The sequence below is a fragment of the Allobosea sp. CCNWLY174 genome (assembly GCF_037120455.1).
Lineage (GTDB): Bacteria > Pseudomonadota > Alphaproteobacteria > Rhizobiales > Beijerinckiaceae > Allobosea > Allobosea lupini.
Genome location: NZ_JBBBBQ010000001.1, coordinates 118,228 through 140,360 on the forward strand (window position 1 = coordinate 118,228; position 22,133 = coordinate 140,360).

Consider the following 22,133-nt stretch of genomic DNA (forward strand, 5'->3'; position numbering starts at 1 on the left):
GGGCCTTAGAGCGGGCGCTCCCGCAGTGCCTTGAGCGCAGCGTCCTTGGCGCCCTGCGCGAGCGCTTCCGTCGGGTAGTCCTGGCTGCGGAAGCGCCATTTGTCGCGCAGCAACCCGGCTTTAGCGACCGGTTCGGCGGTGAGCCGGGCCAGCTCGCCTTGCCGCTGCTCTCGCTTTGCTTCCAGCGCGGCCGCAGCTTCCACCGCCTGGCGCTGCGCCCTCTCCCGGTCACGCTCGGCCTGCTGCGCCTCGGTGATCTCGACCCAGCGCTGGGCCATCACCACGAGGCCTTCGGTATAGGGCGCGCCGTAGCCGACGCCGTAGCCGCCCCAGTTGGTGCGATCGAGCGAAACCGAGTACTGGCTGGCTGCATAGTAATAGCTGGCGGTGAGCGGCGTTACGGACTTGATCTCCCAGCCGCCCTCGGTCAGCTCGGCGATCAGCCCCGACAACTGCTCGTCCAGCGTCGACCGGTCGGGGGCGATGTGGCCCCAAACGGCATCGCCCTTGCTGCCCGTGTCTTCGTTCCGGTAACCGCAGTGGAGCCGGCGGGTACAGCTCTCGATCAACCTCGGCATGGTCAGATGTCGCCCGCCTCTTCGAAGACCAGCCGCGAATGGGCGCCGGTGCTGCCGATGATCGCGCAGGAGGCCTTGTCGCGCTTCGGCGCCGGCCCGGTCAGGACGATCCGCGAGCCGAAGCCGTTTGGATTGTCCTCCATCATCCCCGAGACCGGGTAGGCGGCCGGCTCGCAGCCCTTCTTGAAGACATAGGCGGTCCCACTGATCCGCTTGCCGTTGAAGCGTCCCTCGAACAGCAAGGTTCCGGAGCGGACCGTGCCGGCAATCGCGGCCTTGGGCTCGTCATAGACGATCCTGCCACGAGCCTCGTCGACGAGGACGGTCGAACCATTATGGTTCCAGAGCGAGCCGTCGAGCCCCGCGGCCGAGGCTTGTGCTATTGTTGTTGCGAAGGCGATGGCGGCCAGGCTGGTGATGCGCTGCATGATGCTCCTCTCTGCTTGCAAGCTGCATAGCAGCGACGTGTAAGCAATCGGTCCGCTTGCGGCGCGCAAGTCGAGCGAGCGAATTCATCGATGATTAGGATGGCACGGCACGTGCCCGGCTGCGGCGGTTCGGCTGATGGACAGCGGCCAGGCAGGTCGCTATCGACGGTGCCGGGGAGCCGGTCCTTGAGCGCAGCCAAGTCCATCAGCGCAAGATCCTGGATCGCGATCGTCGCGGCCTATGTGCTCGTGCTGCAGGGGCTTTTCGGCGCGCTTGTCTCCGGGCAGAGTCTCGCGCCGGCGCTGCTCGATCGCGCCGCGCATCTGACGCTGTGCGCGCCGGGTGGCGAGGGCGTATCGCTGCCGGGCGAGGAGCCCGCGCCGCATCTGCCGGCCTGCTGCCTGCTCGGCTGCGCCTGGGCCGGCGCGGCCTATGCGCCGCCTGAACGGCCGGGACTCCTTCAAAGCGTCGCACCGCACGCGACTATCGTCGGATTCGACGACCTTGCCGAGCAGCCATTGCCGGGGCAAGAGCGGCTTGCCGCCCGCCCGAGAGGACCGCCTGTCCTGGCCTGACGCCGCAGCGGCCTTTAAGGGCCGCTTTCCGTCGCAATGGCCGAATGTCCTGCTGCGCCAGCGCGCCAGCGGCATTCGGCAGGTCCACCTTGGGAAATCCAGCCATGACCGCTCACGCGGATATCCGCACGCGCGCCGATGCCGGCCGCGCCTTCGCATTATCGTCCGAATTCAAAGCCTTCATCGCGAGGCTGCACTTCTATGCCGGGCTGTTCGTCGGCCCGTTCATCCTGGTCGCGGCGCTGACCGGCACGCTCTATGTGCTGACGCCGCAGATCGAGAGTTTCATCTACCGCGAGCAACTGACGGCGACGGCTACGGGCGAGCCGGCCTCGCTCGCTGCGCAGGTTGCCGCCGCACGAACGCATATCGGCGAGGGGCCGCGCTTCTTCGCCATCCGTCCCGCGCCAGCCGCGGGCCAGACTACGCGCGTGATGTTCGCTCAAGCCGGTCTCGGCGATTCCGAAAGCCGGGCGATCTTCGTCGACCCGGTCTCGCTGGCGATGAAAGGCGACCTCATCGTCTACGGCACCAGCGGCATCCTGCCGTTCCGGACGCAACTCGACTATCTGCATCGCAACCTGCTGCTCGGCGAGTTCGGCCGCAACTACAGCGAGCTCGCCGCATCCTGGCTCTGGGCGGTGGTTCTGGGCGGCGTCCTGATGTGGTTCTGGCGGCGCCATCCGCGAGCCGCCGAGCGGGCGCGGACGAACCCTGCGCTCCGCGACCGGCGCTGGCACGGGCTGATCGGGCTGACGCTGTCGCTCGGCCTCGTCTTCCTGTCGATCACCGGGCTGACCTGGTCGAAATACGCAGGCGACCGGATCGATACGCTCCGGGCCAATCTCGGCTGGGTGACCCCTTCGGTCTCGCTGAAGCTCGGCGCGGCGCCTGCCGTGAGCGAGCATGCCCATCACGGCGATCATGGCTCGGCCGTGGGTTCGGCCGCGCCTGGGAGCTTTCAACAGCTCGATGCGGCCTTTTCCGCCGCAAGGGCGGCCGGCATCGATTCTCCGCATGTCGAGATGCGCCCGCCCCGGGCCGAGGGCCAGGCCTGGCTCGTGCGCGAATACGATCGGAGCTGGCCGACGCAGGTCGACACGGTCGCGCTTGATCCGCGCGATCTCTCCGTCATCAGCCGGGCCGACTTCGAGACCTTTCCGCTGATCGCCAAGCTGATCCGCTGGGGCATCGACGCCCATATGGGCATCCTGTTCGGCTGGCCGAACCAATTGCTGATTGCGGGCCTCGGCCTCGCGCTCGTCGTGACGACATTGCTCGGCTACCGGATCTGGTGGCGCCAGCGGCCGGCGCCGGGCTCGCTGCCGCGCACGCTGGTCCAGGCCTGGCTGCGGCTCGGCTGGGCGGGCAGGGCGATTGCGGCCGTCGTTGCCGCGGGATTGGGCTGGGCGCTGCCGCTGGTGGGCGTGAGTCTTGTGGCCTTCCTGCTCGTCGACATCGCCCGCTGGCGGCGGGCGCGAACGGCCTGAGCACAAGCTCGATCCGGGGCGGCTCAGCCGCTCCGGATCACCGCCCTGATGCCGTCGATGACGAACTGTACCGCCAGCGCGGCGAGGATGACGCCGAGCAGGCGAGTCAGCACGACATTGCCGGTGACGCCGAGCAGGCGCGCGATCGGTACCGCCATCAGGAAGACGACGAGGCAGGAGAGGATCACCAGCCCGCAGATCGCGGCGAGCGAGGACAGCATTACGATGTCGCCGTTGGCGCGGCCGGCGAGCAGCATCATCGCGGTCAGGGCGCCGGGGCCGGCCATCAGCGGGATCGCCAACGGGAAGGCGGCGACGTTGCGGATATGGTCTTGGGTGATCGCGGTGTCGGCCGTCTGCTGCTTGCGCTCGTTGCGGCGCTCGAACACCATCTCGAACGAGATCCAGAACAGCAGGAAGCCGCCGGCGATGCGGAAGGCCGGCAGCGAAACGCCGAGCGCCTTCAGCACGACATCGCCGGCGAGGCCGAAGAAGGCCATGATGCAGAAGGCGATGATGCAGGCGCGCACCGCGACCTGCCGCCGCTCGCTCGCCGACATGCCGCGCGTCAGCGACAGGAAGATCGGCGCCAGCCCCGGCGGGTCGAGCGTCACCAGCAAGGTGACGAGGGCGGAGGAGAGATATTCGGCGAACATGTCTCACCCCGAGCTTATTGCACTGCTCTTGTTGTCCTCTCGCCACTCCGGTGCTGCGCCGCGAGGCGGCTTGTCCGGAACGATGGCGCGATTCCGCGCTTGCCGGAGCACTCTAGGCTCGGCCCGCAGCACCCGTCACGCAGGAAACATGGCGAGATTGGGGAGCCGACGCGAAAGCGAATCAAAAATCGCCTGTAACCTGCTGCGATAAAACGGTTTTATTTTCTCTGAATAGAATCGCGTTTCGCTGGCTTCGCTCGCTGGAATCGGGTAGCCAGAGCGTTGAAAAACCAGCGGTAAACGGGACTTTTTCCCTTGAGCGAAGACAACGACGACAAGCGCGACGACGGCCCGCAGCCGGGTGGCGACATCAAGCCGATCGCGATCACCGACGAGATGAAGAAGAGCTATCTCGATTACGCCATGAGCGTGATCGTGAGCCGCGCTCTCCCGGACGTCCGCGACGGCCTCAAGCCCGTGCACCGGCGCATCCTGTTCTCGATGCACGAGAACAAGAACCTGCCCGACCGGCCCTATACGAAATGCGCGCGCATCGTCGGCGACACGATGGGTAAATACCATCCGCACGGCAATCTCGCGGTCTATGACGCGCTGGTGCGCATGGCGCAGGACTTCTCGCTGCGCCTGCCGCTGATCGACGGTCAGGGCAATTTCGGCTCGATGGACGGCGACAGCCCGGCGGCCGATCGCTACACCGAGGCGCGCCTCGACAAGGCGGCGATGCCGCTGCTGGAAGATCTCGACCTCGACACCGTCAACTTCCAGCCGAACTATGACGGCAAGGAGCACGAGCCGACGGTCCTGCCGGCGCGCTATCCGAACCTGCTCGTCAACGGCGCCGGCGGCATCGCCGTCGGCATGGCGACCAACATTCCGCCGCACAATCTCGGCGAGGTCATCGATGCCTGCATCGCGCTGATCGACGAGCCCGAGCTTTCGATCGACGACCTGATCGCGATCGTGCCCGGCCCGGACTTCCCGACCGGCGCCCAGATCATGGGCCGCAGCGGCATCCATTCGGCCTATCACACCGGCCGCGGCTCGATCGTGATGCGGGCCAAGACGCATATCGAGGAGCTGCGCAAGGAGCGCGAGGCGATCATCGTCACCGAGGTTCCCTATCAGGTGAACAAGGCGACGATGGTCGAGAAGATCGCCGATCTCGTCCGCGAGAAGCGGATCGAGGGCATCTCCGACCTGCGCGACGAATCGAACCGCGAGGGCGTGCGCGTCGTCATCGAGATCAAGCGCGACGCCGTCGCCGATGTGGTGCTGAACCAGCTCTACCGCTTCACGCCGCTGCAGACCTCGTTCGGCGCCAATATGGTGGCGCTGACCGGCGGGCGGCCGGAAGTCCTGAACCTCAAGGACTTCATCTCGGCCTTCGTCGAGTTCCGCGAGGAAGTGGTCTCGCGGCGTACCCGCTACCTGCTCAACAAGGCGCGCGAGCGCGCCCATGTCCTGTGCGGCCTCGCCACTGCCGTCGCCAATATCGACGAGGTCATCCGGCTGATCCGCACTGCGCCGACGCCGTCGGCCGCGCATGAGGCCCTGATGGCGCGCGACTGGCCGGCCGACGACATCGCGCCGCTGATCGCGCTGGTCGACGATCCGCGCCATCCGATGAATGCGGACGGCACCTACCGCCTCTCGGATGCGCAGGCCAAGGCCATCCTCGAGCTGCGCCTTGCCCGCCTGACCGCTCTCGGCCGCGACGAGATCGGCGACGAGTTGGAGAAGCTCGCCAAGGAGATCGCCAACTATCTCGACATCCTGCGCTCGCGGGTGCGCATCCAGGAGATCATCAAGACCGAGCTCCTGGAGGTGAAGACCGCCTTCGCGACGCCGCGCCGCACCGAGATCCACGATTGGGGCTCGGATCTCGACGACGAGGACCTGATCGCCCGCGAGGACATGGTCGTCACCGTCTCCCATGCCGGCTACATCAAGCGCGTGCCGCTCTCGACCTATCGGGCGCAGAAGCGCGGCGGCAAGGGCCGCTCCGGCATGTCGACCCGCGAGGAGGATTTCGTCACCCGCCTCTTCGTCGCCGACACGCATACGCCGATCATCTTCTTCTCCTCGCTGGGCCAGGCCTACAAGGAGAAGGTCTGGCGGCTGCCGCTTTCGGCGCCCAATGCGCGCGGAAAATTCCTCAACAACATGCTGCCGCTGGACAAGGACGAACGCATCACCACCGTGATGCCGCTGCCGGAGGACGAGGAGAGCTGGGGCCGGCTCGACGTGATGTTCGCCACCAAGACCGGCAATGTCCGGCGCAACAAGCTCTCCGACTTCGTCCAGGTCAACCGCAACGGCAAGATCGCGATGAAGCTCGACGAGGGCGATTCCATCGTCGACGTGCAGATCTGCTCCGAGCATGACGACGTCCTGCTGACCACGGCCGAGGGCCAGAGCATCCGCTTCGCGGTGCCGGAGGTGCGCGTCTTCAAGGGCCGCGACTCGACCGGTGTACGCGGCATCAACCTCGCCAAGGGCGACGAGGTGATTTCGCTCGCGATCCTGCACCATCTCGATGCGACGCCGGACGAGCGGGCCGCTTACCTGAAGCTCGCTTCGGCGGCGCGCCGCGCCGTGACCGGCGACGGTGACGAGGCGGCCGCGCCGGTCGCCGATGCGGAAGAGGCTGCCGGCGACATTGAACTCGGCCAGGACAAATACGCCGAGATGGGCGCGTCCGAACAGTTCATTCTGACGGTGTCGGAAAAGGGCTACGGCAAGCGCACCTCGTCGTTCGAGTACCGGGTCACAGGGCGCGGCGGCAAGGGCATCACCGCAATGGTCGTCAATGAGCGCAACGGCAAGCTGATCGCCTCGTTCCCGGTGACCGACACCGACCAGATCATGCTGGTCACCGATGGTGGCCAGGTCATCCGGATCCCGGTCGAAGGGCCCAAGCCGATCCGCATCGCCGGGCGCTCGACCCAGGGCGTCACCATTTTCGACACCGCCGAAGGCGAGAAGGTCGTGTCGGTCGAGCGTATCGGCGAAGAGTCCGAGGAAGAGGGCGAGGGCGGCGAGACCGAAAATGGCGCGGGTGAGGAGCCGGCCGGGGAGGCGTGAGCCTCCCTATCGGCTTCTCCTAACATTCTCCCGTTCTTGAAAGTGCGGGTCGTCCCGGGCGAAGCGGAGCGAAGAGCCGGGACCATTCCGGAACCTCTTCGGACGGGCTACGGAATGGAGCCCGGATCGGCGCGGCTTCGCCGCTGGTCCGGGATGACTCGGATGTGGAGAGTGATAGGCGCTCAGCGCAGCAGCGGGATCGCCTGGCCAATCGGCCGCAAGGCCGCATCGATCTCGGGCGTGAAGGCGGCGCCGAAGAACGGGCCGCGCAGGTCGAAGGGCACGCGCGTCGAGGTCGTCGTCGAATTCAACGCGCCGTTGAGGTCGAGCCAGCGCCGGGTGAGATCGGCAGTGCCGTTGAGGACCACAGTGTAGCCGGAGCCGGCGATCTGCGTGTCGGTGATGTAGAGCACGCCGAGATTGGCGAGCGCCGAGAGCTGCAGGGTCTCGAAGGTGCTCTTTCCCTGGCGCCAGTCGCGCGCGGAGGTCGGCGGCTTTTCCGCCTTGCGCAGCAGGTCTGGGAAGGCGATGCCGCGGAACTCGCCCTGCCGGATCGTCAGTCCGGCGCGGCCCGTCAGCGAACTCACCACCTGTTCCAGGCTGTTGCCGACGCCATCGAAGGCGAGTTGCCCGGTCGCGGTGCCGCTGAGGCGGGCGAGCGTCGGCAGGTCATCGGCGACCAGAGCGAGATTCACCTTTTCGAGGCCGAGCTGCAGCTTGACGTCGGCGCCGGCGGCGGCCGGTGTGGCGAGGACGCGGGCGCGAGCCGAGCCGCCATAGGCCGAGGCGCGCAGGAGCGACGCCTCGAAGCGGCCCTTGCGGATCAGGAGCTGGGCCGCGAGATCCCCGACCCGAGCCGTGCCGATCCGGGCGGAATCGAGGGACAGTCGCAAGTCGACATCATTGGTGGTCCAGCCGTCGAACTCGAGCGGTGTGCCGGCGTTGTCACCGTTGCCGGTCGGGGCCTGCGGTTCGGCCTGGCGCAGCAGGCGCCCGAGATCGAACTCGGCGCCGGCGAGCGTGCCGGAGAGCGCCCAGTTCGGCATGGCGCCGTCGAGCTTGAGAGCGCCCTCGAGCTGGTCGCCGTCGACCATGGCGACGACCGAGTCCAGCGCGACGCTGCTCTGGTTGATCTGGGCCTGCGCGGTCAGCTCGACCTGCCGGACGAGCGAAGCGATGCGCGGACGCGGGCCGATCCAGGCCAGGGCATCGGACAGCGATTTCGTGCTGAACTCGATCTGGCCGCTGGTCGCATTCTGGGCGGCCGAGCGCGTGCCGTTGAGACGCAGGTTCAGCAGGCGCGATCCGAGCGAAAAGGCGGTGCGGGCCCGCTCGCCGGCTACCGGCCAGAGGATGTCGACCTTGGTGGCTTCGCCGCGCCAGGTGAAGGAGCCGGCGAGCGCGACCGGAGCCTGCGCCGTTCGTTCCTCGATCACCAGGTTGACGTCGCGCAGCGTCGTCAGGACCGTGCGGTCGGCGCGCATCATGACGCTGCCGGAGCTCAGGATGAGCCTGGTCTGGCCATCGAGCCGCGCGAGATAGCCGAGGACGCGATCGAGCCAGCCGGCATATCCGCCGCCGGATTCGTCGGATGCGACGTCGATCTCGGGGGCGACAAGATCGATGCGGTCAAAGTCGAGCTGGCCTGTGAGCAAAGGGAGAAGGCGGGCGCGGGCGCGCAGGCGCGCCGCCTTGCCGGCGAGCACGCCCTGCGGATCGGCGAAGGTCACGTCGGACAGGCTGATCCGAGGCAGCGGGAGGATCGCGATCTCTGCCCGGCGCAGCCCCGTCACCTTGAGGCCGGTACGGGTCTCGATGCCGGCGACGACGGAGCGCTCGACCTGCGACACCGCAACATTCCACGACCGCAGCCCGAGGGTGAGCAGCAGCGCAGCGGCCGCGGCGAGGCCGATCAGGAGTGCGCGTCGTGACATGGCCTGGTGTGTGGCCTTCATCTGCATAACGGCGGGGCCCCGTCGTCAGGCAATCCGATAACGCGAGCGATTCGACCGGCGGCCGGCATATCGTCGCGGCAAGGGTTTAGTCCTCCGGCCGGGGAATGTCGAGTTCGCGCCCCCTCAGGAGGTCGAAAAGGCGGGGAAACATCTCAGTTTTCGCGTGAAACCGACGTTTGCTCGCCTGCGCGGGCGAGTCTCAGCGCCGGATAGATGCCGATCACCACGATCAGCAGTGCCGCCAGCGCGCCGTCCTCGAAGACGCCGCGGGCGGCGTGGCCGTAGACCACCGTGGCGAGTGTGTCGAAGTTGAGCGGGCGCAGCAGCAGCGTCGCCGGCAGTTCCTTCATGCAGTCGACGAAGACGAGCAGGGCGGCGGCGGCGACGGCCGGGCGCATCAGCGGCCAATGCAGCCGGCGCAGCAATTCGCGCCTGTCGGCGCCGAGCGAGCGCGCGGCATCGTCGATGCGCGGCGAGATGCGGGCATAGCCGCTCTCGACCCCGTTCACGGCAATGGTCAGGAAGCGCACGAGATAGGCGATGACCAACGCAGCACCCGAGCCGAGCAGCAGCAGGCCAGGGCTCGCGCCGAAGAGCGCGCGGCTCGCATCGGCGACGAGATTGTCGAAGGCGGCGAGTGGCACCAGCAAGCCTAGCGCCAGAACCGTGCCGGGTAGCGCATAGCCGAGCGAGGCGATGCGGGCGAGCAGCGGCAGGGCGCGCTCGCGCCCGAGCCGCAGCGCGGCGGCGATGCCGATGCCGATCGCGACGATCAGCGCAGCGGCGAGCGCCGAGATCGCGACGGTGTTGGCGAGTGCGCGCCAGAGCGTCGGATCGGCCTGGGCGACGAGGTCGCGGCGCCACAACTCGCCGAGCAGGTAATAGAGCGGCAGCACCGCCCCGAGCAGCGCTGGCAGGAAGCAGGCGAGCGACGCGATCCAGCCGCGAGCGCCGGAGAGCCGGATACGGCCGACCGGCCGCGGCCGCTTCACGGGGAGTGCGAAGCGTCGTGCTCCGCGCGTGCGCGCCTCGGCGGCCATCAGTCCGACCACGACAAGCAGCATGACACAGGCGATCTGGGTGGCGCCCGCCAGCGAGCCGCGATTGATCCAGGTGGTATAGACCGAGATCGTCAGCGAGCGGACGCCAAGATATTCGCTGGCGCCGATGTCGTTCAGCGTCTCGAGCAGAGCGAGCGTCAGCCCGGCGGCAAGGGCGGGGCGAGCCATCGGAAGGCCGATGCGCCAAAACAGCGGCCAGCGCCTTGTGCCGAGCGTGCGGGCGGATTCGATCAGCGCGGCGCTCTGCATCGAAAAGAGCGCGCGCACGCTGAGATAGACATAAGGGTAGAGCACGATCCCGAGGATGAAGACCGCACCCGGCAGGTTGCGCGGATCGGGAAACCAGTAGTCGCGCAGAGAGCGCCAGCCGGTCAGCGCCCTCAGCGCGCTCTGGAACGGTCCCTGGAAGCCGAGGATTTCGACGTAGACGTAAGCGGTGATGTAGGTCGGCAGCGCCAGCGGCATCACGAGCAGCCATTCGAGGCTGCGGCGGCCGGGAAATTCATATTGCGTCACCAGCCAAGCCGCGCCGGTGCCTACGGCTCCGCAGAAGAGTGCGACGCCGGCGAGGAGCAGCGCAGTGTTCCAGAGCGCGACGGGCAGGACGTTGGCAGCCAGGTGCGGCCAGACCGTCAGCGCCTCGCGCGACAATGCGGTGAAGGCGAGCGCCAGCACCGGCAGCGCGACCAGGCAGGCGGCGGCGGCCGTCAGATAGACCAGACGCGTCGACGGCCGCCAGCGAGCTGGCGGCCGTTCTGGATGTGCTGCGGATGCGCTCAGGCTCAATTGTCGAAGCCGGCCTTGTCGACCAGCTCGGAGGCGGCCTTGCGGTTCTTGGCGATGTCGGCGAGCGGCAGCTTGTCCGGGGTGACGGCGCCGAGCAGCTTCACGGCCGCGGCTTCCTTGACGTCGGCATTGACCGGGAACTCGAAATTGCCGTCGGCATAGATGTGCTGCGCCTTCTCGCCGAGCATGTACTCGATCAGCTTGACGGCGTTCTCCTTGTTCGGCGCGTGCTTGGCGATCGCGGCGGCCGAGACGTTCACATGGGTGCCGCCATTGGCGAAGGTGGTCTTGAGCGGCTTGATCGCCTCGTACCAGCCCTTCTGCTCGTTCGTCGCCTTGCTCATCAGCCCGATATAGTAGGTGTTGATGATGGCGATGTCGCACTGGCCCGAGAGGATGTCGCGGGCGACGTCGCGGTCGCCGCCGCCGGGCTTGCGGGCGGTGTTGGCCTTGAGCGCCTTGAGATAGGCTTCCGTCTTCTCCGCGCCGTGATGGCCGAGATAGGCCGAGAACAGCGCCGTGTTGTAGGGGTGCTGGCCCGAGCGGATGCAGAACTTGCCCTTCCACTTGGGATCGGCGAGGTCCTCATAGGTGATCGCGTCCTGCTTGACCCGGTCCTTGGAGACGATGACGATGCGGGCGCGCTTGGTCAGCGTGATCCAGTTGTCGCCGGCGCCGCGCAGCTGGGCCGGCACGATCTTGTCGACCAGCGCCGACTTGACCGGCTGGGTGACGCCGGCATCGGCCGCCGCCTGGATCTCGCCGACATCGACGACGAGCATCACGTCGGCCGGGCTGTTGGCGCCCTCGGCCTGGATGCGCTGCTGCAGGCCGTCCTTGAGAAAGACCGCGTTGACCTTGATGCCGGTGTCCTTGGTGAAGGCCTCGATCACCGGGTTGAGCAGAGCCGGCTCACGCGTCGTGTAGAGGTTGACGCTCTGCGCAAGGGCAGGGGCGGCCAGCAGGCAGGACGCCAGGGCTGTCGCGGCGAGCGCTGTGCGGATGGTCATGGTTCGCTCCTTCGGGCGGGGGCTGTGCAAATCGGCCATTCGGGAGGGAGCGGTAGTGCGGCAAATCCAGGCGGTCAAGGGAATATCCCTTTCATTTCAATGTGTTATATAGGTTCTAAACTGGTTTCTTATTTGATGAATTCTAATCTATGGAGCCTCAAAAGCACGGCAGCGCTGCACTTGGTATCGGCCCGACGGTTCAAAAGTCACAGCACTTCAATGATTTGGCGGGAAGGGGCGCTGTTCCTGAGGCAGTTCGGGTCGGCGCCTGCCGAGCTCGCGATATTCGCTTGGTCCGTGCAACATCCGGCGTGGTGGCGGGATCGTGAGCACCGAGCGACGGGCGGCTGCACGTTTGGGTTGCGGGTGACGGCGCTTTCGATGCCGTGGCGAGCCCTGGGGACGTGACTTTTCTACAACATCGGCAGCTATTGCAGCGTTGCGGCGGCGGGCTGCCACGATTGCCGCGAAGCCGCCACAAAGCGGCCCCAGCTGCAAACTTCAGTAACTATCTGAGATACGGAAGAATTAAGCCCCCTCAGGCAGGATGTGGAGCAGAAAAATGCTCGCGGCCGGCTCGGGGGCGGATGATTGCACCAGCGGGCGGCGGCGTGGCACATCTGGCGCCCGCCAGGTGGGGTGGCGGGACAGAGTTTGAATGGACGCGCGCGTATTCGATAAGTCGAAGCTGCCCAGCCGGCACGTCAGTGTCGGGCCGGCCCGTGCGCCGCATCGCTCCTATTATTACGCGATGGGCATGACCGCGAAGCAGATCGCGCAGCCCTTCGTCGGCGTCGCCTCCTGCTGGAACGAGGCTGCTCCCTGCAACATCGCCCTGATGCGCCAGGCCCAGGCCGTGAAGAAGGGCGTTGCCGCGGCCGCCGGCACGCCGCGCGAGTTCTGCACGATCACCGTGACCGACGGCATCGCCATGGGCCACCAGGGCATGAAGTCGTCGCTGGCCTCGCGCGAGGTCATCGCCGACTCGGTCGAGCTCACCATGCGTGGCCATTGCTACGACGCGCTGGTCGGCCTCGCCGGCTGCGACAAGTCGCTGCCCGGCATGATGATGGCGATGGTGCGCCTCAACGTGCCCTCGATCTTCATCTATGGCGGCTCGATCCTGCCGGGCAATTTCAAAGGCCAGCCGGTCACCATCCAGGACGTGTTCGAAGCCGTCGGCAAGCACTCGGTCGGTGCTATGTCTGACGAGGACCTGAAGGAACTCGAGGAGGTCGCCTGCCCGTCCTCCGGCTCCTGCGGCGCCCAGTTCACCGCCAACACCATGGCGACCGTGGCCGAGGCGATCGGCCTGGCGCTGCCCTATAGCTGCGGCGCGCCGGCGCCCTACGATGTCCGCGACACCTTCTGCTACACCGCCGGCGAGATGGTGATGGACCTGATCGCCCGGAACATCCGTCCGCGCGACATCGTCACCCGCAAGGCGCTGGAGAATGCCGCGATGGTCGTCGCTGCCTCGGGCGGCTCGACCAATGCGGCGCTGCACCTGCCGGCGATCGCGCATGAATGCGGCATCGATTTCGACCTGTTCGCCGTCGCCGAGATCTTCAAGAAGACGCCCTACGTCGCCGATCTGAAGCCGGGCGGCAAATACGTCGCCAAGGACATGTTCGAGGTCGGCGGCATTCCGCTCCTGATGAAGACGCTGCTCGACAACGGCTATCTGCACGGCGACTGCATGACCGTGACCGGCCGCACGATCGCCGAGAACCTCGCTTCGGTGAAGTGGAACGACAAGCAGGACGTCGTCCATCCCGCGAACAAGCCGATCACGCAGACCGGCGGCGTCGTCGGCCTCAAGGGCAATCTCGCCCCGGAGGGCGCGATCGTGAAGATCGCCGGCATGCCGACCGAGAGCCTCGTCTTCGCCGGCCCGGCGCGCTGCTTCGACTGCGAGGAGGATGCCTTCAAGGCCGTCACCAACCGCGACTACCAGGTCGGCGACGTGCTGGTGATCCGCTATGAGGGCCCCAAGGGCGGCCCGGGCATGCGCGAGATGCTGTCGACCACCGCGGCGCTCTACGGCCAGGGCATGGGCGACAAGGTCGCGCTGATCACAGACGGGCGCTTCTCGGGTGCGACCCGCGGTTTCTGCGTCGGTCATGTCGGTCCGGAAGCCGCCGTCGGCGGGCCGATCGGCCTGATCCGCGACGGCGACATCATCGAACTCGACGCCATCACAGGAAAGCTCGCAGTCCGCCTTTCTGATGCCGAACTTGAAGCGCGTCGTAAGGACTGGACGCCGCGCCAGACGGATTATCGGTCGGGTGCGCTTTGGAAATACGCGCAGACGGTCGGATCCGCCAAGGGCGGCGCCGTCACCCATCCGGGAGGCGCAGCCGAGATACAGTGCTATGCGGATATCTGAGGCCATCATTGCAGGAGCATTGCTTGCTCTGGGCTGCCAGTCGGCAGCCTGGGCGCAGAATGCGTCCGTGGAGCGCGTGCCGCTGCCGCCGCTCCCGATTCCAGGCGCCGCCCTGCCGGAGCCGGAGGTGGAGAGCCGCGCTGCCCCCGTGCCGCTCAGCCGCGGCGTGATCGCGCCGGCGCCGAGCGGGCCGGCCGCCCACACCGCCTTGCCGATCGCCCCGTTCAGCAGCGCCCGCGACGCGCTGAAGGCGTGGATGCGCGATTCGACCGCCGGCGATCAGGCCGGTGCCGTCAAGGCGCTCGAATATGCGGCTGCTCAGGGCCATCTCGCCGCGCAGTTCAAGCTCGGCCGGGTCTATGCCAGCGGCGATGGCGTTCCGACCAATGATCTCAAGGCGTTCGAGTATTTCTCGAAGATCGCGGACGAGAACGCCGACGAAATTCCCGGCACCTCGGACGGGCGCATCGTCGCGGCCGCCTTCGTCGCGCTCGGCGGCTATTTCCTCGACGGGGTCAAGGGCACCTATGTGAAGCCCAATCCTGACCGCGCCTTCGACATGTTCCACTACGCCGCCTCCTATTTCGGCGACCCGGACGGCCAGTACAATCTTGCTCGGCTCTATCTCAACGGCACCGGCGTGGCGCGCGATCCGCGCCAGGCGGCGCGCTGGATGAAGCTCGCGGCCGAGAAGGGCCATGCCCCGGCGCGCGCCGTCTTCGGCGACATGCTGCTGCGCGGTGGCGACGGCGTGCCGCGCCATCCGATCATGGGCCTGATGTGGCTGGCGCTGGCCCGGGAGGGCGCCGACACTGCCCGCGAGGGCTGGATCGTCGAGCGCTACGATGCGGCCTTCGCCAATGCGAGCGCAGGCGACCGGACGGCTGCGCTTGCCCTGGCCGAGCGCCAGCACGGTCGCGCTGAGCGGCGCTGACGATCTCTGCATCCATTCCGTGCCGGGCGACGTAGCCGAGATATCGCATCTCGGAGTCTTCGCCATGCGCGACGCGGCATTCTTCAGCTTCCTCGGGGTCTGCGCCGCACTCGCCTTTCACGGGGCTGGGGCGCAGGAGCGCTTCGAAGACTGGCCGGTGCTGACGAATCCTTTCCCCAGCACGGGTGGCGGCGGCATCATGATCCATGACTACGATCCGGTCGTCGCCGGCGGCCGGTGCACGACGAAGTTCCGCGCCGTCGAGCCGAACGGGACGACCTATCACAACCTGATCGAGTTCGAGGCGGCCGAGACGCAGGGTGGCGTGCTCTGCAGCAACGGCCAATGGCGCTCCGCTGACGGCACTGCCAGCGGCACGACGCCTTTTCGGGTGTTCATCAAGGACGGTGTCAAGCGCGGCTCGCCACAATAGCGCCGGCATTCATTCCGGGCGAGCTGCGAGCCCCGCGGAGACCCTGGATGACAGCCTGATAGATGGGTGAGATCGCCGATCGCGACTCAGTTCAGCTCGATCAGCACCGGGACATGATCCGAGGCCTTCTCCCAGCCGCGGACATGCTTGGCGATGGAGACCGCGCCGAGCCTGTCGGCGGCTTGCGGCGAGAGCAGGAGATGGTCGATGCGGATGCCGTTGTTCCGCTGCCAGGCGCCGGCCTGATAATCCCAGAAGGTGTAGAGGCCAGGTGCATCGGTGGTGGCGCGCAGCGCCTCGGTGAAGCCAAGGCTCTGCAGCTTGCGGAAGGCGGTGCGGGTCGGCGGCAGGAAGAGCGCGTCGCCGGTCCAGGCGGCGGGGTCGCGTGCGTCGCGCGGTTCGGGAATAACATTGTAGTCGCCGGCCAGCACCAGTGGCTCCTCATGGGCCAGCAAGCCCTTGGCATGCACCGCAAGCCGCTCCATCCAGGCAAGCTTGTAGGGATACTTCTCGGTGTTCGGCGGATTGCCGTTGGGTAGGTAGATCGAGGCGAGGCGCACCACGCCGTCGCCAAGCGGCAGCACGCCTTCGAGATAGCGCGCCTGCTCGTCGCTCTCATCCCCCGGCAGGCCGCGCCTGACATCCTCGAGCGCATGGCGCGAGATGATGGCGACGCCGTTGAAGCCTTTCTGGCCGTGGGTCGTGACCTGCCAGCCGGCGTCCTCGATCTCGGCGCGCGGAAAGTCGGCGTCGACGCATTTCAGCTCCTGCAGGCAGAGCGCATCGGGCTCGGCCTCCTTCAGGAAAGCGAGGACATGGGTCAGCCGCTGACGGATCGAGTTGACGTTCCAGGTGGCGATGCGCACGGGCCGGCTCCGATTCAGACGAGCGGAGACTAAGAGCCGGCCAAGCCGTCAATGCAAGTCAGCAGCGGTCATAAAAAACCTCCCGACCTGGGCCGGGAGGTTCTGATCATTCGGCGTATCGGCCGTGCCTTACGGGCAGGCGCGAACCACGCCGCCGGAGGCGATATAGGTACCGGTCTGCGGGTCGTAGCTGCGGAAGCGGCGCGAGCAATAGGCGATCGCGTCGGCATCCGGTTCCACGTAGACAGGTCGGGGCGCAGCATAGACCGGCGGCGGGACCGGCTCGGCATAGACCGGCCCGGGCGCGAGCAGGGCGCCTGCGGCAAGAGCGCCGAGCGCGCCCGCTGCAATGCCGGCGCCGACGGCTGCGCCGCGGTTATAGCGATAGCCGCGCCCGTAATAGCCATAGCGCGGGCCATAGTAGCGGCGGTACTGTACCTGCTCGACGAGATTGGTCGAGCCGGCGGTCGCTATGGCGGCGGAGGCCGGCGCGAGCGGCGCGGCCGTCGCCGGTGTCGCGAGGGCGAAACCGCCAGCGAGGGCGGCGGCGATCATCGTCGTCCTGATCATCTCGAACTCCTTGTCCCTCCGAACGGGAGGATTCACGGGCGAACCTACCGGCATTGCCCGAACTCTGTCACCTTACCTTAGGAAGTAGACGCAAAACGCGGCTAAATTTCAACGACTTCCGGCTTCCATCTGTATTTTTCGGCTTGCGCACGGCCGCGTGAGGCCCCATCTGGCGGACGTTTCCGCAGCGCACAATCCATCTGGGAGCCCCATGTCGCAGCCAGCCGATCCCGCAGACCAGCCTGCCCAAGGCCTGAAGCCGCTGCCGATGGTGATCTTCGCCTCGCGCTGGCTGCAGGTGCCGCTCTATCTCGGCCTGATCGTGGCGCAGTGCGTCTACGTCTTCCTATTCCTCAAGGAGCTCTGGCACCTCGTCAGCCACGCCTTCGATTTCAGCGAGCAGCAGATCATGCTGGTCGTGCTCGGCCTGATCGACGTGGTGATGATCTCGAACCTGCTGATCATGGTGATCGTCGGCGGCTACGAGACCTTCGTCTCGCGTCTGCGCCTGCAGGGGCATCCCGACCAGCCGGAGTGGCTGAGCCATGTCAACGCCTCGATCCTGAAGATCAAGCTCGCCATGGCGATCATCGGCATCTCCTCGATCCACCTGCTGCGGACCTTCATCGAGGCCGGCAACATTGGCGGGCCGACGGCAACGAACTACACCGCGACCGGCGTGCTGCTGCAGACGCTGATCCACACCATCTTCATCTTCTCGGCGATCGGCATCGCCTGGGTCGATCGGATGACGCTCGGCGGCACCGGCAAGGGGCATTGAAGGTAGCCGTGGGCGCCACGTAAGCGGCGAGCCTGGCTAGAGTCGCGACGGTTCGTCATGCTCGCCCTTGTGGCGAGCATCCACGTCTTAAGCACCGCGCTCGATCAGCAAGGCGAAGGCGTGGATGGTCGGGACAAGCCCGCCCATGACGGGGAAGGGCGTCGATTCCGGATTCCGGGCTCAGGCCTGTCCCTGAAAGACGAGAGTTTACCCCCGTGCCCGCCTCGGCGGCAGGCCCTTGACCAACGGCGAAGCCAGGCCCGGCGCGGTCTCGACGCCGAGCGCGGGCAGGGCGAGCGTACGCTGGCCGCGGAAGTCGACATGGCAGACGAGCAGGCCGCGCTCCTCGATATAGCCGATGAGGCGGCGCGCCCGGCTCGGCGAATGGCTGCCATAGGCTTCGGCCAGCTCGGCGTCGGACGGGCAGGGCGCACCCTCGATCGCGCTGCGGGCGATGAACAGGAAGAGCCCGTGCAGGTCTTCCGGCAGGGTCTCTGCGGCGGTCAGCGCCTTTTCCCAGGCCTCCGACGACAAGACTGCTTCGCTCGCCCCGGCACGGGCGACGGCGAGGCGCTTGCGGAAGGCATCCAGGCTGGTCTCCGGCCCGCTGACGCGGCGCATCCGGCAGCGCACGGTGAAATCCTGGTAGAGCACCGCGACCGGGCGGTCGCGCGCCTCGGGATCGTCGAGCAATTCGTTGAGGATCTCGACCAGCGCCGCGGCGCGCTCGGCCGGATCCATCTCGATCTCGGGCTCTGGCGGCGGCACCGGCTGGTGCGTCTCAATCCGGCGGATGATCTCGGGCGCCACCATCGGCCGCGGGCGCGGCTGCTTCGGCCAGGGCGCCGGCGCGACCTCGTCCTCTCCCGCGGTGAAGATCAGCTTGCTGGCGTCTTCCGGCGCCTGGTCGGGCAAAGGCAGCAGGCCAGGCGCGCCGCCGCGATCGATCGAAGCGACCGGACCGATCCGCACCGGCAGCGGCTTCTTCGAGAGGGCCGGCCCGAGCGCGACGAACTGGCCGCGTTCGAGATCGCGGAACATCTCGGCCTGGCGCCGGTCCATGCCGAGCAGATCGGCGGCGCGCTGCATGTCGATGTCGAGAAAGGTGCGGCCCATCAGGAAGTTGGAGGCCTCGGCCGCGACGTTCTTGGCGAGCTTGGCGAGGCGCTGCGTCGCGATCACGCCGGCAAGGCCGCGCTTGCGGCCGCGGCACATCAGGTTGGTCATTGCGCCGAGGGACAGGCGTCGCGCCTCGTCGGAGGCCTCGCCCGCCATCACCGGGGCGAAAAGCTGGGCCTCGTCGACCACGACCAGCATTGGGTACCAATGAGCGCGGTCGATGTCGAAGAGCCCGCCGAGGAAGGCGGCGGTGGCGCGCAATTGCTCGTCGGCGTCGAGTTCCTCGAGGTTGAGCACCACCGAGACCCGGTGCTGGCGCACGCGCAGCGCGATCTTCTGCAATTCGACCGGGCTCGCCGTGCCGTCGACCACGACATGGCCGAACTGGTCGGCCAGCGAGACGAAGTCGCCCTCGGGATCGACGATGGCCTGCTGCACGAGGGGCGCGCTCTGTTCGAGCAGGCGGCGCAGCAGATGCGACTTGCCCGAGCCGGAATTGCCCTGGACCAGCAGGCGCGTTGCCAGCAATTCGGCAAGGTCGAGCTCGGCGGGCTCGCCGCCGCGCGTCGACCCCATGTCGATGCCAGTCTTCATGCCGGAATCCAGGCCGCTCCTTGCCATGGCGGGAAACGCAAGGCGGCGCTTCTAGCACGCCCGCCGGCAAGTGAGGCAAGGCCCGGCCCGCATTCCACAGCTTTGCGCGATGGAGGTGACGGCCCCTGTCAGGGGCGGCGGCGCAGGATCATGCCGCCATGGTGGAGTGTGTCCGCGTCGACGAAGGTGCCGTCGGCGGTGAAGCCGGTGTCGTCCCAGTACTCGATATAGTTGCCTGTCACTTTGTAGCGGCCGCGATAGGCGCTTTCGCGACTGCCGCGGGCTTCGTCATAGCGATCATTCGGTAGAAGATTGTGCCGGACATGATTGTCGGCGGTGACCCACATGCCGACATAGGGGTGGCTCTCGGCAGCGGCTGCCTTGGTGATGGTCATGCGGGTGGATCCTTCCGGTCCCTTTTGAATGGTCGTGGTGGCGAGGCCGATGCCGGCGGCCAGCAAAAGCGAGGTGTTTACGAGCAAGCTGTTCATGATCGTTGCCCTCACTGCCTGCGGCGTTCGGCGAAGACCTCCGACAATGCCTGCGACGCCGCGATCGCCCGCGAGATCCCGGCAGGGACGGTGATCAGGTAGACGATCTCCTTCAGCTCTTCCTCGGGCACGCCGATGTTCAGCGCGTAGCCGGCATGAACCTTCATGAAGGCGGTCTGGCCGGTCGCGGCGAAGGCCGCCACCGCTGCGAGCTGGCGCGTCCGATTGTCGAGGCCGGTCCGCGACCAGACATCGCCGAGCGCATAGGCCTCGGTCGCCTCGGCGAGGAAGGGAAACTCCTGCCGCATGCGCTCCAGCGCCGGCTGGGCTTCGCCCTTGTTCAGGCTGCGGATGACAGCTTCACCGCGCTTGCGCCGTTCGTCGCTCGACTCGGCGATGACGGGTGCGGGCATCGCCGCGATGGCGAAGGCGGCTGCGGCGGCGCGCAGGGGAGATGGGATTGATTTGCTCATGGCTTCATCCTCAGCGGGTTGCGGTGGGGCGGACGACGATCTCGTTGACGTCGACATCGTCAGGCTGCTCGATCGCGAAGCGCACGGCGCGGCCGATCGCGTCGGGCTGGAGCGCGATGGCGCGATAGCTCTTCATCAGCTCGGCAGCGGCCGGGTCGGTGATCGTGCTGGCGAGCTCGCTCTCGACCACGCCGGGATGGATGCAGGTGACGCGCAGGTTGGCGTGCTCCTGGCGCAGACCGTCCGAGATCGCGCGCACCGCGTATTTCGTCGCGCAGTAGACGGCCGCCGTCGGCGAGACGGCGAGCGCGCCGATCGAGGCGATGTTGACGATCTGGCCGGAGCCGCGCGCCAGCATCTGCGGCAGCACGGCGGCAATGCCGTAGAGCACGCCCTTGATGTTGACGTCGACCATCCGGTCCCACTCGTCGACCTTGAGCGAGGCCATCAGCGAGAGGGGCATGACACCGGCATTGTTGACGATGACGTCGACGCGGCCGAAGGCCTCGCGCGCCGCTTCGGCACAGGCGGCGACGTCGGCGCGATCGGTGACGTCGAGCCGGCGGGTGCGGACATCGCCACCTTTCGCGTTGAGCTCGTCGGCGAGCGAATCGAGGCGGTCGGTGCGACGCGCGCCGAGCATGAGCTTTGCTCCGGCGGCCGAGAGTTCGCGGGCGATGCCGGCTCCGATCCCGCTGGAGGCACCGGTGATGAGGACGACCTTGTTGGCCATGTCTGCTCCGTCTGGTTGTTTCGGGGCACCGCGCTACTGCGGTTGCCCGAAAGCTAGGAGCAGGTCATTGTCGCGATAAGTCGTTCATTCCTTCCCAGATTGGAGAGCTAATCTAACCAATGGAGATGGACCTCAATGCGCTTGCCGTGTTCGCGCTCGTCGCCGAGGAGAGGAGCTTTCGCGGCGCAGCCGACCGCATCGGCGTGACGCGTTCGGCGGTGAGCCAATCGATCCGGAAGCTGGAGGAGCGGCTTGGGATCGCGCTGGTGCAGCGGACCACGCGCAGCGTCAGCCTGACCGAAGCGGGCGAGCGTCTCCTCGCCGATCTCGATCCAGCCCTGGCTGATCTGCGGGCCGCCGTCGAGGCGACGCGGGATCTGCGCGCCGGCGCGCGCGGGCGCCTGCGTCTAGCTGTCTCGTCGATCGCCGAGCGCTTCCTGTCGGGGCCATTCCTGTCGAGCTTCGTCGCGGGCCATCCCGAGGTCGAGCTCGACATCACCGTGACAGACGAGGAGTTTGACATCGTCGCCGCCGGTTACGATGCCGGCGTCAGGCTCGGCGAGGTCATCGAGCAGGACATGATCGCGGTCTCGATCGGCGGCGAGGAGCGCCAGCTCGCCGTCTGTGCGCCGGCCTATCGCCAGCGCTTCGGCATCCCTTCACATCCGCGCGAGCTGGCGACGCATCGCTGCATCGGCTGGCGGCCGGGCCCGAAGCTGCCGCCCTATCGCTGGGAGTTCGCCGAGGATGGCAGGGAATTCAGCGTCGCTGTCGCGCCGGAGATCACGACCAGCGACATGGCGCTCATGATCAAGCTCGCGGTTTCGGGTGCCGGCATCACCTTCGGCATGGAAGAGAGCTTCCGCCCGGCGATCGCGCGTGGCGAGCTGGTGCCGTTGCTGGAGGAATACAGCCCGTATTTCGCGGGCTTCTATCTCTATTATCCCAGCCGCCGCGCCATGGCGCCGAAGCTGCGTGCCCTGGTCGACCATCTGCGCGGTTTCGAGTGGGACAGGCACAGGGCGACGGCCTGAACGGGATCGGCTATGCTCTGATTCCAGGCGCGGCCCGCGCCTCCGCCCTCCATCAGGGAAGCACGTTGCCG

At 67.3% G+C, this 22,133-nt stretch carries 20 protein-coding genes; 8 read left to right on the plus strand and 12 right to left on the minus strand.

Annotated elements, in window-relative coordinates:
- Positions 1–5: 5 nt before the first annotated feature.
- Together V7S63_RS00645 and V7S63_RS00650 are read right to left on the minus strand one after the other, a co-directional pair.
- Positions 6–578 carry a hypothetical protein gene (locus tag V7S63_RS00645; protein WP_336528850.1) on the minus strand — a complete coding sequence of 191 codons (573 nt, stop codon included), beginning with the start codon at positions 576–578 and terminating at the stop codon, positions 6–8.
- A gap of 2 nt (positions 579–580) precedes the next feature.
- Entirely contained in the window at positions 581–1,006 is a 426-nt protein-coding gene (locus V7S63_RS00650; RefSeq protein ID WP_336528851.1) for a hypothetical protein, read from the minus strand.
- Positions 1,007–1,192: 186 nt separating this feature from the next.
- On the opposite strand from V7S63_RS00650, the gene V7S63_RS00655 reads away from it, so the two are divergent.
- Positions 1,193–1,582 (plus strand): hypothetical protein, encoded by a 390-nt coding sequence (locus V7S63_RS00655; protein ID WP_336528852.1) that lies wholly within the window; start codon positions 1,193–1,195, stop codon positions 1,580–1,582.
- A 104-nt stretch (positions 1,583–1,686) separates the two neighbouring features.
- Positions 1,687–3,072, plus strand: a complete 1,386-nt coding sequence (locus V7S63_RS00660) for a PepSY-associated TM helix domain-containing protein (RefSeq protein WP_336528853.1) — start codon at positions 1,687–1,689, stop codon at positions 3,070–3,072.
- Positions 3,073–3,095: 23 nt separating this feature from the next.
- On the opposite strand, the gene V7S63_RS00665 is transcribed toward V7S63_RS00660, so the two are convergent.
- The gene (locus V7S63_RS00665; protein ID WP_336528854.1) at positions 3,096–3,728 is read right to left on the minus strand and encodes a MarC family protein; all 633 of its coding nucleotides are present in this window, start codon (positions 3,726–3,728) and stop codon (positions 3,096–3,098) included.
- Between the two features lie 315 nt (positions 3,729–4,043).
- Between V7S63_RS00665 and gyrA the strand changes: the two genes are divergently transcribed.
- Positions 4,044–6,833 carry a DNA gyrase subunit A gene (gyrA, locus tag V7S63_RS00670; protein ID WP_336528855.1) on the plus strand — a complete coding sequence of 930 codons (2,790 nt, stop codon included), beginning with the start codon at positions 4,044–4,046 and terminating at the stop codon, positions 6,831–6,833.
- A 182-nt stretch (positions 6,834–7,015) separates the two neighbouring features.
- Here the strand turns inward: gyrA and V7S63_RS00675 are convergent, their stop codons facing one another.
- From V7S63_RS00675 to V7S63_RS00685, 3 genes are all read right to left on the minus strand, one after another.
- On the minus strand, positions 7,016–8,767 hold the full coding sequence (locus tag V7S63_RS00675; RefSeq protein ID WP_336528856.1) for an AsmA family protein: 1,752 nt from the start codon (positions 8,765–8,767) through the stop codon (positions 7,016–7,018).
- 173 nt (positions 8,768–8,940) lie between these two features.
- Positions 8,941–10,635, minus strand: a complete 1,695-nt coding sequence (locus V7S63_RS00680; RefSeq protein ID WP_336528857.1) for an ABC transporter permease — start codon at positions 10,633–10,635, stop codon at positions 8,941–8,943.
- Positions 10,632–11,645, minus strand: a complete 1,014-nt coding sequence (locus tag V7S63_RS00685; RefSeq protein WP_091828571.1) for an extracellular solute-binding protein — start codon at positions 11,643–11,645, stop codon at positions 10,632–10,634. The genes V7S63_RS00680 and V7S63_RS00685 overlap by 4 nt, the downstream gene beginning before the upstream one ends.
- A 658-nt stretch (positions 11,646–12,303) precedes the next feature.
- On the opposite strand from V7S63_RS00685, the gene ilvD reads away from it, so the two are divergent.
- The 3 genes from ilvD to V7S63_RS00700 all read left to right on the plus strand — a co-directional run bounded on the left by ilvD (position 12,304) and on the right by V7S63_RS00700 (position 15,401).
- Positions 12,304–14,034, plus strand: coding sequence for a dihydroxy-acid dehydratase (ilvD, locus tag V7S63_RS00690; protein ID WP_100960704.1), 1,731 nt, complete (start codon positions 12,304–12,306; stop codon positions 14,032–14,034).
- Between the two features lie 148 nt (positions 14,035–14,182).
- Positions 14,183–14,968, plus strand: a complete 786-nt coding sequence (locus V7S63_RS00695; RefSeq protein ID WP_425285405.1) for a tetratricopeptide repeat protein — start codon at positions 14,183–14,185, stop codon at positions 14,966–14,968.
- A 64-nt stretch (positions 14,969–15,032) separates the two neighbouring features.
- Positions 15,033–15,401 carry a hypothetical protein gene (locus V7S63_RS00700; protein WP_336528858.1) on the plus strand — a complete coding sequence of 123 codons (369 nt, stop codon included), beginning with the start codon at positions 15,033–15,035 and terminating at the stop codon, positions 15,399–15,401.
- Between the two features lie 86 nt (positions 15,402–15,487).
- Here the strand turns inward: V7S63_RS00700 and xth are convergent, their stop codons facing one another.
- Complete coding sequence (gene xth / locus V7S63_RS00705; protein WP_336528859.1) at positions 15,488–16,267, minus strand: exodeoxyribonuclease III; 780 nt, start codon at positions 16,265–16,267, stop codon at positions 15,488–15,490.
- A gap of 129 nt (positions 16,268–16,396) precedes the next feature.
- On the minus strand, positions 16,397–16,837 hold the full coding sequence (locus V7S63_RS00710; protein ID WP_091828580.1) for a BA14K family protein: 441 nt from the start codon (positions 16,835–16,837) through the stop codon (positions 16,397–16,399).
- Between the two features lie 211 nt (positions 16,838–17,048).
- Between V7S63_RS00710 and V7S63_RS00715 the strand changes: the two genes are divergently transcribed.
- Positions 17,049–17,618: a TIGR00645 family protein gene (locus V7S63_RS00715; protein ID WP_091828581.1), complete on the plus strand. Its 570-nt coding sequence runs from the start codon at positions 17,049–17,051 to the stop codon at positions 17,616–17,618.
- Positions 17,619–17,825: 207 nt separating this feature from the next.
- Here V7S63_RS00715 and V7S63_RS00720 read toward each other — a convergent pair whose 3' ends face one another.
- The 4 genes from V7S63_RS00720 to V7S63_RS00735 form a co-directional block, all read right to left on the minus strand.
- Positions 17,826–19,331, minus strand: a complete 1,506-nt coding sequence (locus tag V7S63_RS00720; protein WP_091828583.1) for a helicase HerA domain-containing protein — start codon at positions 19,329–19,331, stop codon at positions 17,826–17,828.
- Between the two features lie 128 nt (positions 19,332–19,459).
- A complete protein-coding gene (locus V7S63_RS00725) occupies positions 19,460–19,822 on the minus strand; it encodes an Atu4866 domain-containing protein (protein WP_442896391.1) in 363 nt (120 codons plus the stop codon).
- 11 nt (positions 19,823–19,833) lie between these two features.
- Positions 19,834–20,295: a carboxymuconolactone decarboxylase family protein gene (locus tag V7S63_RS00730; RefSeq protein ID WP_442896392.1), complete on the minus strand. Its 462-nt coding sequence runs from the start codon at positions 20,293–20,295 to the stop codon at positions 19,834–19,836.
- 10 nt (positions 20,296–20,305) lie between these two features.
- Positions 20,306–21,028 carry an SDR family oxidoreductase gene (locus V7S63_RS00735; RefSeq protein ID WP_336528860.1) on the minus strand — a complete coding sequence of 241 codons (723 nt, stop codon included), beginning with the start codon at positions 21,026–21,028 and terminating at the stop codon, positions 20,306–20,308.
- 119 nt (positions 21,029–21,147) lie between these two features.
- Between V7S63_RS00735 and V7S63_RS00740 the strand changes: the two genes are divergently transcribed.
- Complete coding sequence (locus V7S63_RS00740; protein WP_336528861.1) at positions 21,148–22,062, plus strand: LysR substrate-binding domain-containing protein; 915 nt, start codon at positions 21,148–21,150, stop codon at positions 22,060–22,062.
- The last annotated feature ends 71 nt before the right edge of the window (positions 22,063–22,133 follow it).

What these genes read in the sequence shown, in the direction of transcription:
- V7S63_RS00645 (WP_336528850.1), bottom strand. Translation starts at nt 578, where the DNA reads ATGCCGAGGTTGATCGAGAGCTGTACCCGCCGGCTCCACTGCGGTTAC.
- V7S63_RS00650 (WP_336528851.1), bottom strand. Translation starts at nt 1,006, where the DNA reads ATGCAGCGCATCACCAGCCTGGCCGCCATCGCCTTCGCAACAACAATA.
- V7S63_RS00660 (WP_336528853.1), top strand. Translation starts at nt 1,687, where the DNA reads ATGACCGCTCACGCGGATATCCGCACGCGCGCCGATGCCGGCCGCGCC.
- V7S63_RS00665 (WP_336528854.1), bottom strand. Translation starts at nt 3,728, where the DNA reads ATGTTCGCCGAATATCTCTCCTCCGCCCTCGTCACCTTGCTGGTGACG.
- V7S63_RS00675 (WP_336528856.1), bottom strand. Translation starts at nt 8,767, where the DNA reads ATGTCACGACGCGCACTCCTGATCGGCCTCGCCGCGGCCGCTGCGCTG.
- V7S63_RS00685 (WP_091828571.1), bottom strand. Translation starts at nt 11,645, where the DNA reads ATGACCATCCGCACAGCGCTCGCCGCGACAGCCCTGGCGTCCTGCCTG.
- ilvD (WP_100960704.1), top strand. Translation starts at nt 12,304, where the DNA reads ATGGACGCGCGCGTATTCGATAAGTCGAAGCTGCCCAGCCGGCACGTC.
- V7S63_RS00700 (WP_336528858.1), top strand. Translation starts at nt 15,033, where the DNA reads ATGCGCGACGCGGCATTCTTCAGCTTCCTCGGGGTCTGCGCCGCACTC.
- V7S63_RS00710 (WP_091828580.1), bottom strand. Translation starts at nt 16,837, where the DNA reads ATGATCAGGACGACGATGATCGCCGCCGCCCTCGCTGGCGGTTTCGCC.
- V7S63_RS00715 (WP_091828581.1), top strand. Translation starts at nt 17,049, where the DNA reads ATGTCGCAGCCAGCCGATCCCGCAGACCAGCCTGCCCAAGGCCTGAAG.
- V7S63_RS00720 (WP_091828583.1), bottom strand. Translation starts at nt 19,331, where the DNA reads ATGAAGACTGGCATCGACATGGGGTCGACGCGCGGCGGCGAGCCCGCC.
- V7S63_RS00725 (WP_442896391.1), bottom strand. Translation starts at nt 19,822, where the DNA reads ATGAACAGCTTGCTCGTAAACACCTCGCTTTTGCTGGCCGCCGGCATC.
- V7S63_RS00730 (WP_442896392.1), bottom strand. Translation starts at nt 20,295, where the DNA reads ATGAGCAAATCAATCCCATCTCCCCTGCGCGCCGCCGCAGCCGCCTTC.
- V7S63_RS00735 (WP_336528860.1), bottom strand. Translation starts at nt 21,028, where the DNA reads ATGGCCAACAAGGTCGTCCTCATCACCGGTGCCTCCAGCGGGATCGGA.
- V7S63_RS00740 (WP_336528861.1), top strand. Translation starts at nt 21,148, where the DNA reads ATGGAGATGGACCTCAATGCGCTTGCCGTGTTCGCGCTCGTCGCCGAG.